Source organism: Gracilimonas mengyeensis, from assembly GCF_900182705.1.
In the GTDB taxonomy this organism is placed as follows: domain Bacteria; phylum Bacteroidota; class Rhodothermia; order Balneolales; family Balneolaceae; genus Gracilimonas; species Gracilimonas mengyeensis.
In genome coordinates this window covers 1-16,573 of record NZ_FXTP01000006.1, presented here as the reverse complement: position 1 = coordinate 16,573, position 16,573 = coordinate 1, and the positions used below count along the sequence as shown (strand labels likewise).

The window sequence follows — 16,573 nt, the reverse complement described above, 5'->3', positions numbered from 1 at the left end:
TCAACATTTCCAATACCTTGGTTTGCAGCTTAATTCCTGAAGGTATTCTTCTCAATCAACTCGCGGGCGCTGTTCAAGGCGGAATCCGTGATTTCCGATCCACTCATCAGGCTGGCAATTTCGCGGATGTGCTCTTCCTCTGAAAGCGGAATGATGTGGCTGACCGTTCGGTCGCCTTCTTCTGCTTTAGCTACTTTATAATGCTTGTGGGCTTGGCTGGCAATCTGGGGCTGATGTGTGATAGCCACAATCTGACAATGCTTAGAGAGTCTGCGCATGGAGACACCCACCTTCTCAGAAATCTCCCCACTGATACCGGTATCGATTTCGTCAAAAATCATCACCGGCAAACTTTGCTCTTTAGCGAGGATGGATTTTAGGGCCAGCATTACCCGGCTGATTTCCCCGCCGGATGCAATTTTAGCCAATGGCTTCGGCTCTTCCCCTTTGTTGGTAGAGATAAACAGACGCACATCATCGCAGCCATTTTCGGTACACTCAATGGTCTTGCCGTCTACTTCAATCCAGCCTTTGTTGGAAAGCATCCAGTCTACGCGAACATCTAGTTTGGAGTGAGGAATACCCAGTTCCGCCAGTTCCTGCTGAATCTGTTCGGCCAGTTTCTCCCCGATCTTTTCTCTGGTTTGATGGAGGGAAATGGCATGTTCTTTCAGCACTTCAGACTGAGCTTCAATAGCACCTTCCATCTTTTCAATCTCAAGATCAAAATTGTCGGCGATGGATAATTCGCGCTGTATATCATGGAGATATTGGATGAGATCCGGCAAATCCCGCTGGTATTTTTTCTGGAGGCGGTTCAGCTCGGATTGTCGTTTACGCAAATCCTCTAGCCGTTGTGGGTTAAACTCAATACTGTTTCGGTAGCGCTCTGCAAAGGCGATGGCTTCATTCACACTTACCCGCGCGGCGTTTATCTCCTGCAGGTAGTTTTCAAATTCGGGTTCGATGCGGGCCAGGTCTTCCAAATTCAGTTTCAGGAAATTAAGCAGTTGAATGATGTTGGCGTCATCGGCATCGCCCATCTCGGAGATAGCCGCTGCTTTTTGATCCAGCACTTCGGCATTATCCAGCAGGTTCATCTCCCCTTCCAGTTCGTCCAGGTCGATTTCCCCAAGACGCGCCTCTTCAAGTTCTTTTACCTGGAAACGATATAATTCTGTTTTTTCCTGAAGCTCGTGCTCTTTCTTTTTAAGGGCCTTAAGCTCCTTTTTGAGTTCTCCCATCTTTTTGTATTCGGTCTGATAACTTTTCAGGATGGGATCAATTTCCCCAAAGCCGTCAATCACCCCAAGGTGATTTTCTTCTTTCAACAGCAGCTGATGATCGTGTTGTCCGTGGAGGTCGACCAGCAAATCCCCGGCTTGTTTTAGCACGCCAATGTTAACCGGTGTATCGTTGATGAAAGCGCGGCTGCCGGTGCTGCGAATTTCCCGGCGCAGGATCACATATTCGCCTGTTTCCACTTCATTGGCTTCCAGCAATTCCCGCAGTTCTTCATCATCTCCCACACGGATGGTGGCTTCAGAAATAGCTTTATCGGCCCCGCGACGGATCACATCGGTGTCGGCCCGCTCTCCCAAAATCATATTCAATGCTCCAATGATAATCGACTTCCCGGCGCCCGTCTGCCCGGTCATAATATTCAACCCCTCCTCAAAAGCCACCTCCAGCTCATCGATGAGGGCAAAATCTTTGATGTACAACTGTTTAATCATGGAAATTGTGAATTATGAGTTTTGGATTATGAATTGCTATGCTGGGTGGTTTTGACGATCGAAGTCAAAATATTAATAATTTGGTTGATGTCCTCTAAGATAGAATCCAAATTTACCTGAGTGAGTTCACTATGTTTCAACAATCGCAACCAATACCGGGTTTCCCTGGCTTCCTTCGAAGAGATCGACATTTTGCACAAGAAATCTTTCCTGGAATATCCTGCTAATGCTTCTTCAACGTTTGAGCCTATACTGGTTCCACAGCGTAATAATTGTTTGGAAATGACATACTCTTTTTCCTCTACCAATTGAGTATATAACTTGATGATCACTAAAGCGAAATCAAAACTTTTTGTTTGGATGATATTTTCTCTTTTCATGGCCCCACTAATTTAAAATTCAACATTCAAAATTTAGAATTACCTACACAAGTAAGAGCCCCCAAAACCCAATTCCTTACAGAATAAATGGGGCCGATAAGTAGGAATAAACGATGTACCTTTAGTGATAGAAATCATAAAAGACAGAAAAGGGGGTATTAGATGGAAATACCAATTAACCATTTTGATAGAAGCAAACCATTCTATCCATTAGTTATGAGTTATTTGCTTCAATATCATGGGTTGAAAGAACTAGCGGTGAGAGGAGTATTAGGTAGAAGAAATATTACAGATACCGTATTCGAAAAAGCATTTCCTGAATTACAGGAGGCATCTTCTGAAGAGAAAGGGAAGATTCAGAATAATTTAAAGACTTTACTGGGACCTTTAGACTTGAAGACATCGCATGGTGATAGAATTAAGGTTGAAGCCGATCAAGTTGCTAAAGAAATAAAAAGTAACTTTAACTATTTGTTACCTCATGTGATACGGTCTACAGGTAGTTTAATTATCCTTGCTCATGAAAATACTAAAGGAAAAAGTTATAGAGATAAGGGGCCTCTTTGGGAATTTCTGAGACATTGTAGAAATGCTGCAACACATAATGGTTTATTTGATTTCAGAGGTTCTGAACCCAAAAGACTTGCTCAATGGAAAAATTTAACTATTACATCCGATTTACAAGATCATCCTCTTTTTAAGAATGATAAAGGACATGGATTTCTTTATCCGGGTGATCCAATCAGATTACTTTGGGATATAGAACAGACTTATCCTGATATGTCAGTTTGAATGTTTATGATAGATAAGACATCTCGTATGATTAATTTAAAATTCAACATTCAAAATTTAGAATTACTAAAAGCCCAAAAACCCAAATCCTTACAAAAACTCTGGAGAGCTTAAAAAGAAGAAACAATCTCCGTACCTTTAGGCCATGGAAAAGAAAGCCGGAAAAGACCGACAGTCTACGATTTACGAACATACCGTGCCCGACGGGCAGCATACCGATATCCGTTTGGATAAATACATAACCTCCTTTGTGGAAAATGCCTCACGGACCAAAGTGCAGGAAGCCATTAACGACGGCTATGTAACCGTGAACGGGAAACAGGAAAAGAACTCCTACATCATGCAGCCGGGGGATGAGATTTTTATCGAGCTGCCCAAGCCGCCTCCGCCGGAAGCCAAACCGGAAGAGATGGAGCTGGAGATCGTGTATGAAGACGATGACATCATCATCGTAAATAAAGAAGCCGATATGGTAGTACACCCTGCCTACGGCAACTGGACGGGCACATTGGTGAACGGATTGATGTATCACGTGGACGATCTGGCTGGGGATGAAGAAGATGAAAACCTGCGGCCTGGCATCGTGCACCGGCTGGATAAAGATACCAGTGGTTTACTGGTAGTGGCCAAAAACGACGAGACCCTGGCCAAGCTCAGCGGACTTTTCCAGGAAAAAGATGTGGAACGTACCTACTGGGCCATCGTTTGGGGCACGCCGGAAAAAGAAGGCACGATTGAAGGCGATATCGGTCGCTCCAAAAGAGACCGTAAGCTGATGACCGTGAAGCCTGCCGGAAAAGGAAAATCGGCGGTTACCCATTACAAAGTGCTGGAATATTTTGATTATCTGAGCTTGGTGGAAGTGAAACTGGAAACCGGCCGAACCCACCAAATTCGTGTACATTTTGCGCATATTGGTCATCATGTATTTGGCGACCCTACCTACGGCGGCACTTCGGTACGCTACGGCCCCAACACCGGGTCCCGCAAGGCCATGTTCCATAACCTCATCACCGGTCTGGGCCGGCAAGCCCTGCATGCAAAAACCCTGGGCTTCGAACATCCATCCACCGGCGAAATGGTGCGCTTCGATTCCGAGCTCCCCGATGATTTCCAGCATGTGCTAACGATGTTGCGGGAAAACTGTAAAGAAGAATACTAAAAGAATATCGAATATTGAACATTCAACATTGAATGTTGAACTGTTTTCATTAGAAATACTGATCCAAGAATTTCATCATGCCCACTCAAAAGAAAGACATCAACATAACGGTAGAACTGGACGAAAAGAATGTAGCTTCTAATATCGCTTTTAAGGCGGATGATATGCCTAACGTCGATGCCGTAAATTGCCGCGCCATGTTGCTTTCTTTTTGGGATGCTCAAAACAAGGATACCCTGAAGCTGGACTTGTGGACCCGTGATATGACCGTGGACGAAATGAAGATCTTTTTCCACCAAACACTGGTCACCATGGCAGATACCCTGGAGCGCTCCATCGATGACGAACGCATTGCCGGCGACATGCGTGATTTCTGCCACTATTTTGCTGAGCGGATGGAAATCAAGGAATAAAGAATATTCAATATCGAATAATGAATATTGAATGATTTCAAGCTGATATCCACTAAATACATTCATCTCTGCGCACTATAACAGAGTCATTTGCTAAGAAGCAACACCTAAGACCGTTATAAGCGGAATCTATGCTATCCTGATATACCGCCGGTTTTGCCTGTCCACCAATTGATTAGCCAGCTGCCCTCTTTTTGCTTTTTTGAGTTCATAGTTGTTGATAAGGTTGAATTGTGCTACCCAACAGCGCGTTGTACAAAGAAATAGTTCAACATTAAACAAAATGAATCACAATGAGTACTTACGAAGACCTCGACAAAAATTATATAAACGGGAACTGGAAAGATGGTAGTGGAGACAGTAGCGTAGATGTGCTGAATCCATATACCAAAGAAAATATCTTCAGCTTCAAATCATCGAACGAGTCGGATGTAGATGAAGCCTATTCGGCGGCTAAGGCAGCCCAAAAAGAGTGGGAAAAGAAGACGCCCTCTGAAAAGCGCAATATCTTTGATCGCGCTGCCGAAATTATGAAAGAGCGCAAAGAGGAAATCACCGACTGGATTACGAAAGAGTCGGGCGGTACTAAAGTGAAGGCGGAAACCGAATGGATGATTGCTTTTGAAGCACTCCGGGTATCCGCTAACTATCCCTATGAAGTAAAGGGCGAGATTTTTCCCTCTCTTATCCCAGGAAAAGAAAGCCGGATGTATCGCAAGCCGTTGGGAGTGATTACCATCATCACCCCGTGGAATTTTCCGCTGAATCTCTCCATGCGTTCAATTGCACCGGCACTGGCCACTGGGAACGCTGTAGTAGTGAAACCAGCAGAAGATACGCCCGTCACTGGCGCCACCATCATCGCAAAAATCTTTGAGGAAGCCGGTCTGCCAGAAGGCTTGTTCAACGTGGTACTGGGTAAAGGTTCCGACATTGGGGATTACATTGTGGAGCATCCTACCGGAGAGCTGATTTCGTTTACAGGTTCTACCCCAATCGGAAAGCGTATTGCCAAGAAAGCTGCCGAACAAATGAAGGATGTCAGCCTGGAGTTAGGCGGCAATAATGCTATGATTGTATTGGATGATGCCGATCTTGAAAATGCCGTGGATGCCGCCCTGTTCGGTAAATACATGCACCAGGGCCAAATCTGCATGGCGGCCAATCGAATTCTGGTAGATGAAAAAATCTATGACGATTTCGTGGAGCAATTCACAGAAAAAGCCAAAGCTCTGAAAGTTGGCGATCCAACGGATCCCGAAACGGAAATTGGCCCTATTGTAAATGAAAGTCAGGTTGAAAAAATTATGGACTTGGTGAATGAAGGTATTGAAGCCGGCGCGGAACCATTAACCGAGATCAAGCAGGAAGGAAACCTGATCCATCCTGTTGTACTGGCTAATGTGACGAATGATATGCCGGTAGCACAAAAGGAGATTTTTGGTCCTGTGGCACCCATCATCAAGTTTAGCGGTGACGAAGAAGCCATCAAGCTGGCCAACGACACTTCGCAGGGACTGAGCGGAGCGGTTCACTCCAAGAATACTGAACGTGCTTTAAATGTAGCCAAGTCCATTGAAACCGGAATGATTCACATCAACGACCAGCCGGTGAATGACGATGCCAACGCAGTGTTCGGCGGCGAGAAGCAATCTGGTATTGGACGTTTTAATGGTGACTTCATCAAAGAGGAATTCACCACTACCCAATGGGTAACTGTGCAGCACGAAGAGCGTCCTTACGCTTTTAGCTAAACCGTTTGACTGTACATTGATAATGCAGAAAAGCCCCGTGTAACGCGGGGCTTTTTTAATGCTTTCGATTTTGAACCATGATTTTAAGGATTAATGCGATCCCAAGATTCATATAAACACAGAAGTAATCATTTCGCGGCGAATGCCCGAAATCTAAGTGCTTTACAGGGGGCAACCGTTGATTTATTGGTAGCAATAAGATTCCTGCCTCTCCGACAATAATGTCGGGACAGGTGCGCAGGAATGACCAGTTAAGGTTATTTGAGCCTAAAGAAGTGTCATTTGTTTTTGAACCGGGATTTTAAGGATTGACCAAGATTTACAGGATTAGCGTAAGAAATCCTGTAAATCCTCTGAATCCTGAAAAAATCCTGGTTCTCCCCCTTACCTCGCCTCAAAAAATGCCCGCACCTCATCCGCGCTTTTCGCATTCAGCACACGGTCTTTGCCGTATTTACCTTTTCTGGCAATCCGCACGCCGTATTTGATGTCATCGATGCCTTCCACCGTGTGGGCGTCCGGGTTAATGGAAGTCATGAGTTCCACTTCGCGGGCTTTGTTGCCAAAGCGCCAGTCCAGATCCAGCCGGTGCGGGTTGGCGTTTATTTCGATGGAGGTGTTGTGCTCGGCGGCCAGGGCTACCAGTTCGTTCAGGTCCAGGTCGCTACCGTTGCGTTTCAGGAGTAGCCGACCGGTGGGGTGACCCAAAATTCGGGTATATGGATTTTTGATGGCATTGCGCATACGCTCCATCATCTTCTCCCGGGGCATTTCCAGCGACTGATGCACGCTGGCTACCACAAAGTCGAAGCCTTCCAGTATCTCATCCTCATAATCCAGTGAGCCATCGGCCAGGATGTCGGATTCGATGCCTTTAAAAATCACAAAGTTTTTGCCGTCATGGGCGAATTCTTCATTTAGCTGGTCAATTTCTTCCCACTGCTCTTTGATTTCATCTACCGAAAGTCCGCCGGCATAGGCCGCTGTTTTGGAGTGGTCGGTGATGCCAAGATATTCATAGCCGCGTTCCATGCAGGCTTCGGCCATTTCCCTGATCGAAAACTTGCCATCGCTCCAGGTGCTGTGGGCGTGTATCACCCCGCGAATGTCGTCATCGGTCACCAGGTCAAACTCTTTCTGATCTTCATAAATCTCAAATTCGCCCCGGTCTTCGCGCAGCTCCGGGGGCACAAAATGTAAGTCCAGTTTTTGGTAGATATCGGCTTCGCTTTCAAACTCGATGGGTTGATCGAAGTCGGTATCGCCTTCGTCATTCAGTTTAAAAAGTCCGTATTCGTTCAGGCTCATCCCTCGTTCTCGGGCACGCTGACGCATCACTACATTATGCTCTTTACTGCCGGTGAAATACATCAAAGCGGCTGGGAATTCTTTGGGCTTAACAATCCGCAAGTCCACCTGTCGCCCCTCTTTGGTACGCACCGAGCTTTTGGTATCGCCACGGCCCAGCACCTCGGTAACCCGTTCATGGTTGGTGAACACATTAAACAGTGGCTCAATATGTTCTTCATCGGCTGCAATCAGGATATCGATATCGCCAATGGTTTCGAGTCCGCGGCGGTAGGAACCGGCCACATCAATTTTTTGAACGCCTTCCTGATCCTTCAGGCTGTCATAAATCACGGAAGCAATTTCTTCGGCCTGATCCAGGCGGCAGCGTTCATCAAACTTCTCCATCCACTCAATGGATTTCATGATCTTCTCTGCGGATTTTTTCCCTAATCCAGAGAGCGAAGCCACCGAGCCGTCTTCAATTTTTTCCTTCAGTTCTTCAATGGTGCTGATGCCCAATTCTTTATGAATTTTATAGGCATTTTTAGGTCCCAGGCCGGAGATATTGAGCCATTGCACCAGTCCTTCCGGTACTTTCTCGCGGAAGCTCTCCAGTACGGGCATCTCTCCGGTTTCATCCAGCGCATAAATATCTTCGGCAATCGATTTCCCGATACCCTTAATGTCGGTGAGCGACTTTTCTTTGATGTGCTCGTTGATATCGTCGCCCAGTCCCTCGATGGTTTGGGCGGCACGGTCAAAGGCGATGACTTTAAAACGGTTTTCCCCGGCCAGCTGCATGAGCTGTGAAACTTCCCGGAGTTTGTCTGAAATCTGCTGGTTGGTAAATGCCATGAAATGTGTTGGGTTGGTTTATTTTTTGGGATGATACAGAGACGTGACAACGCAGTCAAAACAGATGGGGCAGTAATTTCGTTTTTGTGAAATATTACATAGTGTAAAATACAAATCGGAGCTTCCTACATTATTTGGGGTAAAACATGCAACAAATCACTACACAAAAACTATGGTCAGAAAGCTGGTTTCCGGAGAAGATCAAAAACAATCAGGTTTACTGGAAAATGATGGGGGATAAACGATTTACAGAACCCTTTTATGAAGATACCATGGGATGCGTAGATACCGATGAAAGGTCACGCATGCAAACATCCCTGGATATTTTTGAAAAGCTCCCGCCCAAACCGGCAGAAGTTTTAAAGCCTTCTGCCTTTATCTTTCATGTATCCCGTTGTGGCTCTACCCTGCTGGCGCAGATGTTAAGTGCCATCTCTGAGAACCTGGTCATTTCCGAAGCCCCGGTGATTGATCAGTTACTGAAATCCAATCTCTCTGAAAAAGTAAAAAACAACTACCTGAAAAACCTGGTGGCCTGGCTTTGCCGAAAACGATTTGGTAATCAAAAACATGCTTTCCTAAAAATGGATGCCTGGCACCTGTTGCATATGGATAGGTTCCGAAAAGTGTTTCCGGAAGCGTCATTTATAGCAATGTACCGCAATCCGAAAGAGGTTTTACAATCTCACCATAGAAAACGAGGGCAGCATATGATTCCAGGTTTTTTTGAGGAATCCATCATGCCAATAGAAGCACGGGATTATGCCAATATGGATCAGCATGCCGGCAAAGTGCTTCAAAAATATATGCAGTCTATCTCGGAGTGGGATAAGGAGATACCACTTACAATGCTGAATTATAGCAGTATACAGGAGAGGTTTTGGGCTGTGTTTACAAAAAAAGTTGCGGTAAGTTGGACCACAGGCCATAAAGAAAAGATGCTTTCCAGAGCGCGGTACTATTCCAAAAATAAAAGACGAGTTTTTGAAGGAGACAGGCCAGAGTGTTCAAATTTTATGTGCCCGAAAAACATAGAAGAACTGCAGGTGTTATATAGAAAATTGAAAGCCAGCACTGCTTAAACATTACTGATAAGAATAAGGAGAGTAAGGGCTTTTTGTTAACAGTTTTGGGTCATCTTTACACAATTCAAACGCAGAGCATGTAATATAGATGGTTGAAATTATCTTTAACGGGAAAATATTCCCGCCAATTTCAGTAGTCAAAAAAGACAGATTAGTTACCTTCTAATCAGTTTTATCTTATTATTAACTAATATTAGTTGTCGGTATTGAATTAGATTTGGTCGAGGCACTCCTTCCGCCGTATATTAAAAGCAGTTATTCAAAAAAACAAGCCCACGGAATAAAATCGGCGGGCTATTTTTATGTCTTGTTGTTAGTGTTTTTCCTTCCTTCTTATCTCACAATTTAGAGTAACACAAGGCTAAGCTCCGCTAATTTTTTCTTCCATTTCCCGGGCAAGTTTCAGTGAAGTATCCGTTCCCATTTCTTTAAGTGATGCAATAATCTGCCGTTGTTCTTCTTCATTGTGACGTTCTTCTGGTGTTTCTTCGGTGTCGATGATTCCTTCCTTTTCGAAAAGCTGTTGTAGCCACTCGTTCACTTCCAGATCTACGACCAAATGCACACGGTCTGTATCTCCATGATTAGCTACCGAATGCGGTGCATTGAAATTGGCAAACCAGCACTCTCCCACCGTCATCGGGATGTTCTCCCCTTCCACACAAAATTCAACTTTCGGATTGGTGAGTATGGGAACGTGCAGGCGTACGGCACCGTCAAAATAGCCAAGCCCAAAATCCTGATGTTCTTTGATTTCAGAGCCTGGTGTAAGCCTAAGCAGGCGAACGGATTGTTTAGGCGTTTTAAAATGACTGAGTACTTCTTGCAAATATGGAGCTTTATCCAGGTATTCGGTGTCTTCAAAAACAGTATTGCTTTCATCACCGGCAGATAAGGTATGATTTTTGTCTACTGCCGCCCGTAACGGAATACCACTCCAGTTACCGGAATAGTACTGGGTGTTAAAATGCATTTCCCAGTCAGGCAACAAGTTCTGAAAATCATGTAGTAAAGACTTTGAATCAAAATGAAGAGAAAGTTTGTGAATGTTTTTCATAGATAGTATTACCTGTAATTGGTTTTATGGATGTTAGTTTTGATATACCCAAAAAACAAAGTTTCAATTTAATAAGAGGTGATATTAATAGATTAATTTTTTAATTAATACCTGCCTAATTATCGTTTAAATCAGTTTTATAACATAACATTATAAAAAAGTAAGGTTGTTTTGTTGGATTGATGAATTTATATACATTGAGATCACAGAAATGGGGTAACCAATAAAATCAAAATCTAATCTATGTTTATATTAAATATAACAAACAACTATGTATCCGATCTTGAATTCGGAGATGAAACTATAAAAGCCGACGGGGGCAAATACACTACAGACCGGATTTCCGGACAGCATACCATAACCACAGACGGTCTTACCATATTTAATATCCTGGATCTTGCAAAGAACAAAATACCGGGATACACACTGGGTGAGACCTGGGGTATTCTTATGCGTTATCAAACCAAAGAAATCTATGCCCGCTACGAAGGGGATGGAGAGTTTGATATCACTTTTGACCAATACGGGGATGTGATCGTACATCCTGTAAATGGGAGTGCACTTGAAATAAGTCTGCCGGGTTTAACTTTGGCGCGGAAAGATCCCGCAAAAAGTAACGAGTAAGCATTTAGGTTTCGGACATATTACTTAGGGGTAAGTAAGGCAATTTAGAAAAGGGTAAAACAGATCAATAAAACCTGTAGGTACAAATATTATAAACTTAAGAAATAACTATAGCTATGGATTACTACATTAGTTCAATAATGGGATGGGGACCATCATGGGCTCCGAGAAACTGGGCCTTATGTGCCGGTCAGCTTTTAGCAATATCTACAAACACGGCCGTATTTTCGCTAATCGGAACCACATATGGAGGAGACGGAAGAACAAGTTTTAAGCTACCTGACTTACGCGGAAGAGCACCCGTTGGTGCCGGACAGGGAACAGGAACCTCCTTTCATCCGCTTGGATCTATACAAGGGCAGGAAACCCAGACATTGACTGTACTGGAAATGCCTAATCACACCCATACTGTAAACAGCAATAATCTCAGCTCTACGATCAGTGCAAGTACGTCTAACGGTTCCAGCAATACGCCGGCTGCTTCCAACGTGATGGCAAAAGGTTTTGTAGCGGCTTCTGGTCCTGGAACAGGTTCAGCTACTGAAATTTATACGGATGCATCCAATGCTGATACAACGTTGCATGGCGGGCCGGTTACGGGAAATATCCAGCTTGGAAGTACAGGCGGAAGTCAGCCTTTCTCTATTGTACAGCCTATTCAAGCTATTCAATTCATTTTCTGTTTGGTAGGCATTTTCCCATCCAGAAACTAATCATCTAATTAACATTGAAAAGCTTTGGGAGATTCTTCCAAAGCTTTTTTTAGTCTATGTTTTTCAATACTGATAATAACACGATAAAAATTGGGTTTCTGAACCCACATTCGAGCTACTACCCATATTATGCCCAACATTTATTGACGGGATTTTTCCTGGGGATGGGTAAAGACCCGGGCAGCCAGAAAGAAATACAATTTGTGCCGCATTACACCGATACGGGAAGTTCCTCCAAGACAAAAGAAGGGGTGAAAAAACTCCTTAATTTTGACCGGGTTGATATGATTTCCGGTTTAATCAGCTATTCGGTACTGCCTGAAATTGTGCCCTTGCTGGAATCGAGAGAAAAGCTGGGTTTTTTCTTTGATTCCGGAGAGTACATCCCTTATTTCGACTATTTAAGTCCCAATACATTTTTCTCATCCAATCAATTGTGGCAGTCGGAATATGCCTTGGGGCAATGGGCTCGTAAAGAATACGGGGAAGGCGGCTTGATCGTAATGCCGCTATTGGAATCAGGCTATCATTTACACAGTGCTTTCCAAACGGGCTTCACAATGGGTGGCGGTGGACAGATTTTACTTTCTGTGTTGCCATTTGATCAACAAAATCCACACAACCTGGATATGGATAAAGTATTCAGGGAGATTAAAAAGAAAGCGCCCCCTTTTGTGCATGCCATATTTACGGGAGATGGCGGAACCGAGTTTTTTAAACGCTGGGTAGACGAAGGTCTCAACAAGCAAATCCCTTTGATTGTAGCTGAAAACATGATTTACGATGAATGGCTGCAGGATGTCGCTGGGCTGGATATAGAGTGCTACTCAAGTTTGTTATATGATCCGGCCAAATCCAGCATGCAAAACCGGATGTTTAAAAATCAGTTTCAACAAACTACCGGCCAACAGGTAAATATTTTTGCACTGCTGGGATATGAAGGTGGGCTGGCATTCAAAGAATTGTATGGGGAGCTCAAAAAGAGAAACTGGGCCAAGGTAAAATCGCTTCTGCAAACCGAACATATAAAAGGTCCGAGGGGTGAGCGAAACTTTTACCCGGATTCAGGCTTTGTGCTGCCTGAAGTGAATATTTCAAAAGTTAAGGTCGGAAGAGCTAAGGTAGATAAACAGGTTATAGGACAAGGTAAAAGACTGGCTTATAACAATCTGATTTTTGATGATATCAGGAAATCTATCCCCTCAGGATGGCAAAACCCATTGTTTTGTGTCTGATATAATTCTAATGGTAAAATACTCTAATATTTAAGTATTATAACGTTCAAAGAAAAACAATGCAGTAAGGCCAAAGCAAGGGTACATGCAAACTGCAATTTATAAAAAAGCCAATAATTAAAACCGAATACGGTGCATTTGCGCAATTACCGGTCAGCTAACGTTTAGATGACATTACTCAGGATAATAAACCTGAAGGGTAAGAAGGTAATGGGGCATAAAAAGATAATAGAGCCAAGCCAACCGTAGGAGTTACTACTCAGAAAACTTAAAAACCGAAGCTATGAGCATGATCAAGCGATACCTGTTTATACCATTTATAACCATTTTTTTTGCAACGGGTGTGTATGCCCAAACTACAATTAGCGGGGCTAATGGAAATTATCCCACGGGGGGTAGTATTGATGCGGACGGGAATATTTATGTAGCTCAGTATGATGCCGGAGGAAGTCACTATGATGTAGTAAAATACACAGCCGCAAGTGGATATACCACCTCTTCCGTTATTTACAACGGGCTTTATTTCAATGGAGAATATCCTACCGATATTGAAGTGGCTTCCAACGGAGATGTTTATGTATTAGATGGCATAGATGAGCCTTCCAGTACCGGGGCCATTCTCAGGCTGGATGCCTCCAATAGCTACAGCTCTTCCACTGTTCCTCTTTTGGGTAGCTATCCCGTGGCCTTAGGCATAGATGCAAATGACGACATCTATGTTTCTGAATTCAACGGAAGCGATAACTACCGGGTCGTTAAATATGATGTATCGGCGGGATATTCTTCCTCTGTTATATACAACGGATTAGGCTTAGATACTCCCTATCCAAGAGGATTAACAGCAGATCCTGATGGCAATGTGTATGTGCTCACTTCATTTGGGTTTAATGGTGCAAATGGAACGATCCTCAAGCTCACTGCTCCTGGATACGGCTCTTCTACTGTGGACCAGGGTGAGTATTATACCGGCCTTGCTGCAAACGGCAATGGCGATGTATTTGCCACTGCTTATAATGCTGGATCCGATAATTACGAAATCGTTAAGTATACTGGTGGAGCAGGAACTCCTTCATCAGTAGTTACGGGACTCTCCTACTCCGGATCTTCTTATCCAACGGGGCTTGGCTCAAACCTTGCTTTGGGGGATTTAGTCATTCCCGATCCATTTGGGGGTACCAACGGAAGATTGCTATATTTAGATCAAGCCGATCCTTCAACTTTTGATTCCAACGGTGACTTAGCTGCTGCCGTCGGTGTTACCGAACCGGTAGGCCTCCCCTCTACAGCCACTTCATCTGCCGGAGCGGTGAACGTATTTGACTTTAATATCAGTGATGGCGGTGGTGATGGGTTTCCGATTAATGTTACTTCCATTGATGTGAATGTTTCCGGGACTTCCACAGATACCGAACGCGGTAAAGTCACCTGGCGGTTAAATGGTCCGGATGCATCTAACGTTACCGGCTCTTATGACGCAGGTACTGATAAAATTACCTTCAGCGGCTTAAGCATTTCTATCCCTGAAAGCGGTAATGAAACCTATACCATCAACGCATATTATAATAACAATACCGGGCTTACCGAAGATCGTAACTTTGTACTTTCGGTAGATGGTGATACGGATTTAACCTTGGTAAACGATGGCTCAAAATCTCAAATGGGTCCCACCTCTGCAGTTACTAATGGCAGTGGCAGTACTATTGATATCACCGCAACCCAATTGGCATTTACCACACAACCAGCAGGTTCAACTTCTGGTTCTTCTTTAACCACGCAACCGGTAGTAACGGCTCAGGATGCGGCCGGCAATACAGATGTGGATTTCACCGAAACCATCACATTGACCGAAGCCAGTGCAGGCTCCCTCACCAACAACACACAAGCAGCTACCAGTGGGGTGGCTACTTTTTCCGGGTTAACGTACACTGCCACGGCCGATCAGCAGTCGTTTACTTTGACGGCTAACGATCAGGATGGCGTAGGGAGCAACCTTCCCACTGTGGATGCCAATGCCGTGACCTCAGATGTAATAGCTACAAAATTGGTCTTTAATACCCAACCAGCCCCAACCAGTTTTCAGGCGGATGGAAGCTCAACCTCTTTTACAACGGTTCCTGTAGTTCAGGCCGTAGACGCTAATGATATTGTTGATACGGGCTACAGCACAGGTTTTGTTTTGGCTGAAGTAAACGGGGCAGGCTCCGCCACCCTGACCGGTACCGGAGATGTGGATGGTTCTGCCTCTACGGTGACCTTAGTGCCTGCTTCTGGTGCAGCCACCTTCACCAATCTTGCCATTAACTATTCACTGAATGATGCCAATACAGATGAAAACTTCAACATGCAGGTGGCCTCTGGCGGGTTAACTACAGCAAATAGTACGCAGCTTACTGCTCTGGCAAATGCTGTCCCAACATTTACCACCTTGAGCAGCGCAGTCGCAACCACCAGCGAAGACGCCGAAGTGGAGATTACTTTTGCGGATATTGTTGCTCAGGGCGATGAGGCGGATTCTGATGGAACCGTTGATGCATTTATCGTCAAAGCGGTTTCTTCCGGGACGCTTAAAATTGGAGCGAATGCGGGAGCAGCTACCGCATACAACGCAACCACCAACAATGCGATCGATGGCTCCAATAATGCGTATTGGACGCCTGCGAGTGATGCTAATGGTACGCTCAACACGTTCACCATCACCGCGCAGGATAATCAGGGGGCGGAAAGTTCCCCAGCGGTGCAGGCGCAGGTAAGTGTGAGCGCCGTTAACGACGATCCGGCGATCAGCAGCCTTCCGGCCAGCATCACGGTAAACGAAGACGTAACCAGCAATGTGGACCTTTCGGCGGCGACCTTTTCCGATCCCGACGCGGGCGCCAATAGCATTACCCTGACCCTTACCGCCGGTGCGGGCACGCTGACGGCCTCCAGCGGCGGCGGAGTAACCACAGGAGGTTCCGGAACAGGCACGCTCACGTTGACTGGCACCGCCTCCAACATCGACACCTACCTGAATACCGCTTCGAATATTCAATATACAACCGCAAGCAACGGAAACGGAAGCCCGTATACCTCTATAAACCTCACCGCTAATGACGGAGGCAATACCGGCTCAGGCGGTGGCACGAATGTGAGTCTGGGCAGTGTCAATGTAAACGCCACAGCCACCAACGATACACCTGTATTAACAGGCCTTGATGCCACTCCATCCTTCACCGAAGACGGTGCAGCTGTGACGCTGGACGGGGATGTCACGATCTCCGACGAAGAGCTGGATGCGCTGAACGGGGCTAGTGGCAACTACGCGGGTGCCTCCCTGACCATTGCAAGAAACGGCGGGGCCAATGGGTTTGACCGCCTGTCGGTGGCAAGTGGCGGAAACCTCACGGTAGCCGGCGGTCCGAACGGCGGGGGCACGGTAACGGCCGGTGGCAACGTGATCGGGACGATTGCCAACACGGGCAACGGGCAGCTGCAGCT

Annotated in this window: 13 protein-coding genes; 9 read left to right on the top strand and 4 right to left on the bottom strand. The window is 45.2% G+C overall.

Annotated elements, in window-relative coordinates:
- Positions 1-29: 29 nt before the first annotated feature.
- A complete protein-coding gene (gene recN / locus FN815_RS07685; RefSeq protein ID WP_142454049.1) occupies positions 30-1,736 on the bottom strand; it encodes a DNA repair protein RecN in 1,707 nt (568 codons plus the stop codon).
- A 26-nt stretch (positions 1,737-1,762) separates the two neighbouring features.
- On the bottom strand, positions 1,763-2,116 hold the full coding sequence (locus tag FN815_RS07680) for a four helix bundle protein (RefSeq protein WP_142454048.1): 354 nt from the start codon (positions 2,114-2,116) through the stop codon (positions 1,763-1,765).
- A gap of 162 nt (positions 2,117-2,278) precedes the next feature.
- On the opposite strand from FN815_RS07680, the gene FN815_RS07675 reads away from it, so the two are divergent.
- From FN815_RS07675 to FN815_RS07660, 4 genes are all read left to right on the top strand, one after another.
- Positions 2,279-2,908 carry a hypothetical protein gene (locus tag FN815_RS07675; protein WP_142454047.1) on the top strand — a complete coding sequence of 210 codons (630 nt, stop codon included), beginning with the start codon at positions 2,279-2,281 and terminating at the stop codon, positions 2,906-2,908.
- A 145-nt stretch (positions 2,909-3,053) separates the two neighbouring features.
- Entirely contained in the window at positions 3,054-4,070 is a 1,017-nt protein-coding gene (locus FN815_RS07670) for an RluA family pseudouridine synthase (RefSeq protein ID WP_142454046.1), read from the top strand.
- A gap of 77 nt (positions 4,071-4,147) precedes the next feature.
- Positions 4,148-4,483: a gliding motility protein GldC gene (gene gldC / locus FN815_RS07665; protein ID WP_142454045.1), complete on the top strand. Its 336-nt coding sequence runs from the start codon at positions 4,148-4,150 to the stop codon at positions 4,481-4,483.
- Positions 4,484-4,776: 293 nt separating this feature from the next.
- Positions 4,777-6,237 (top strand): aldehyde dehydrogenase family protein, encoded by a 1,461-nt coding sequence (locus tag FN815_RS07660; protein ID WP_142454044.1) that lies wholly within the window; start codon positions 4,777-4,779, stop codon positions 6,235-6,237.
- Positions 6,238-6,621: 384 nt separating this feature from the next.
- On the opposite strand, the gene polX is transcribed toward FN815_RS07660, so the two are convergent.
- A complete protein-coding gene (gene polX, locus FN815_RS07655) occupies positions 6,622-8,382 on the bottom strand; it encodes a DNA polymerase/3'-5' exonuclease PolX (protein ID WP_142454043.1) in 1,761 nt (586 codons plus the stop codon).
- A 146-nt stretch (positions 8,383-8,528) separates the two neighbouring features.
- Between polX and FN815_RS07650 the strand changes: the two genes are divergently transcribed.
- Positions 8,529-9,464 (top strand): sulfotransferase, encoded by a 936-nt coding sequence (locus FN815_RS07650; protein WP_142454042.1) that lies wholly within the window; start codon positions 8,529-8,531, stop codon positions 9,462-9,464.
- 364 nt (positions 9,465-9,828) lie between these two features.
- Here FN815_RS07650 and FN815_RS07645 read toward each other — a convergent pair whose 3' ends face one another.
- Positions 9,829-10,524: an aspartyl/asparaginyl beta-hydroxylase domain-containing protein gene (locus FN815_RS07645; protein ID WP_142454041.1), complete on the bottom strand. Its 696-nt coding sequence runs from the start codon at positions 10,522-10,524 to the stop codon at positions 9,829-9,831.
- 243 nt (positions 10,525-10,767) lie between these two features.
- Here FN815_RS07645 and FN815_RS07640 point away from each other — a divergent pair, with 243 nt between their 5' ends.
- From FN815_RS07640 to FN815_RS07625, 4 genes are all read left to right on the top strand, one after another.
- Entirely contained in the window at positions 10,768-11,148 is a 381-nt protein-coding gene (locus tag FN815_RS07640) for a hypothetical protein (protein ID WP_142454040.1), read from the top strand.
- Between the two features lie 116 nt (positions 11,149-11,264).
- A complete protein-coding gene (locus FN815_RS07635) occupies positions 11,265-11,861 on the top strand; it encodes a phage tail protein (RefSeq protein WP_142454039.1) in 597 nt (198 codons plus the stop codon).
- 56 nt (positions 11,862-11,917) lie between these two features.
- Positions 11,918-13,096, top strand: a complete 1,179-nt coding sequence (locus FN815_RS07630) for an ABC transporter substrate-binding protein (RefSeq protein WP_142454038.1) — start codon at positions 11,918-11,920, stop codon at positions 13,094-13,096.
- Between the two features lie 283 nt (positions 13,097-13,379).
- On the top strand, positions 13,380-16,573 hold a 3,194-nt coding region (locus FN815_RS07625; protein ID WP_221930276.1), incomplete at its 3' end, for a beta strand repeat-containing protein.

Coding starts and splice junctions, on each gene's coding strand:
- recN (WP_142454049.1), bottom strand. CDS start 1,736: ATGATTAAACAGTTGTACATCAAAGATTTTGCCCTCATCGATGAGCTG.
- FN815_RS07680 (WP_142454048.1), bottom strand. CDS start 2,116: ATGAAAAGAGAAAATATCATCCAAACAAAAAGTTTTGATTTCGCTTTA.
- FN815_RS07675 (WP_142454047.1), top strand. CDS start 2,279: ATGGAAATACCAATTAACCATTTTGATAGAAGCAAACCATTCTATCCA.
- FN815_RS07670 (WP_142454046.1), top strand. CDS start 3,054: ATGGAAAAGAAAGCCGGAAAAGACCGACAGTCTACGATTTACGAACAT.
- gldC (WP_142454045.1), top strand. CDS start 4,148: ATGCCCACTCAAAAGAAAGACATCAACATAACGGTAGAACTGGACGAA.
- FN815_RS07660 (WP_142454044.1), top strand. CDS start 4,777: ATGAGTACTTACGAAGACCTCGACAAAAATTATATAAACGGGAACTGG.
- polX (WP_142454043.1), bottom strand. CDS start 8,382: ATGGCATTTACCAACCAGCAGATTTCAGACAAACTCCGGGAAGTTTCA.
- FN815_RS07650 (WP_142454042.1), top strand. CDS start 8,529: ATGCAACAAATCACTACACAAAAACTATGGTCAGAAAGCTGGTTTCCG.
- FN815_RS07645 (WP_142454041.1), bottom strand. CDS start 10,524: ATGAAAAACATTCACAAACTTTCTCTTCATTTTGATTCAAAGTCTTTA.
- FN815_RS07640 (WP_142454040.1), top strand. CDS start 10,768: ATGTTTATATTAAATATAACAAACAACTATGTATCCGATCTTGAATTC.
- FN815_RS07635 (WP_142454039.1), top strand. CDS start 11,265: ATGGATTACTACATTAGTTCAATAATGGGATGGGGACCATCATGGGCT.
- FN815_RS07630 (WP_142454038.1), top strand. CDS start 11,918: ATGTTTTTCAATACTGATAATAACACGATAAAAATTGGGTTTCTGAAC.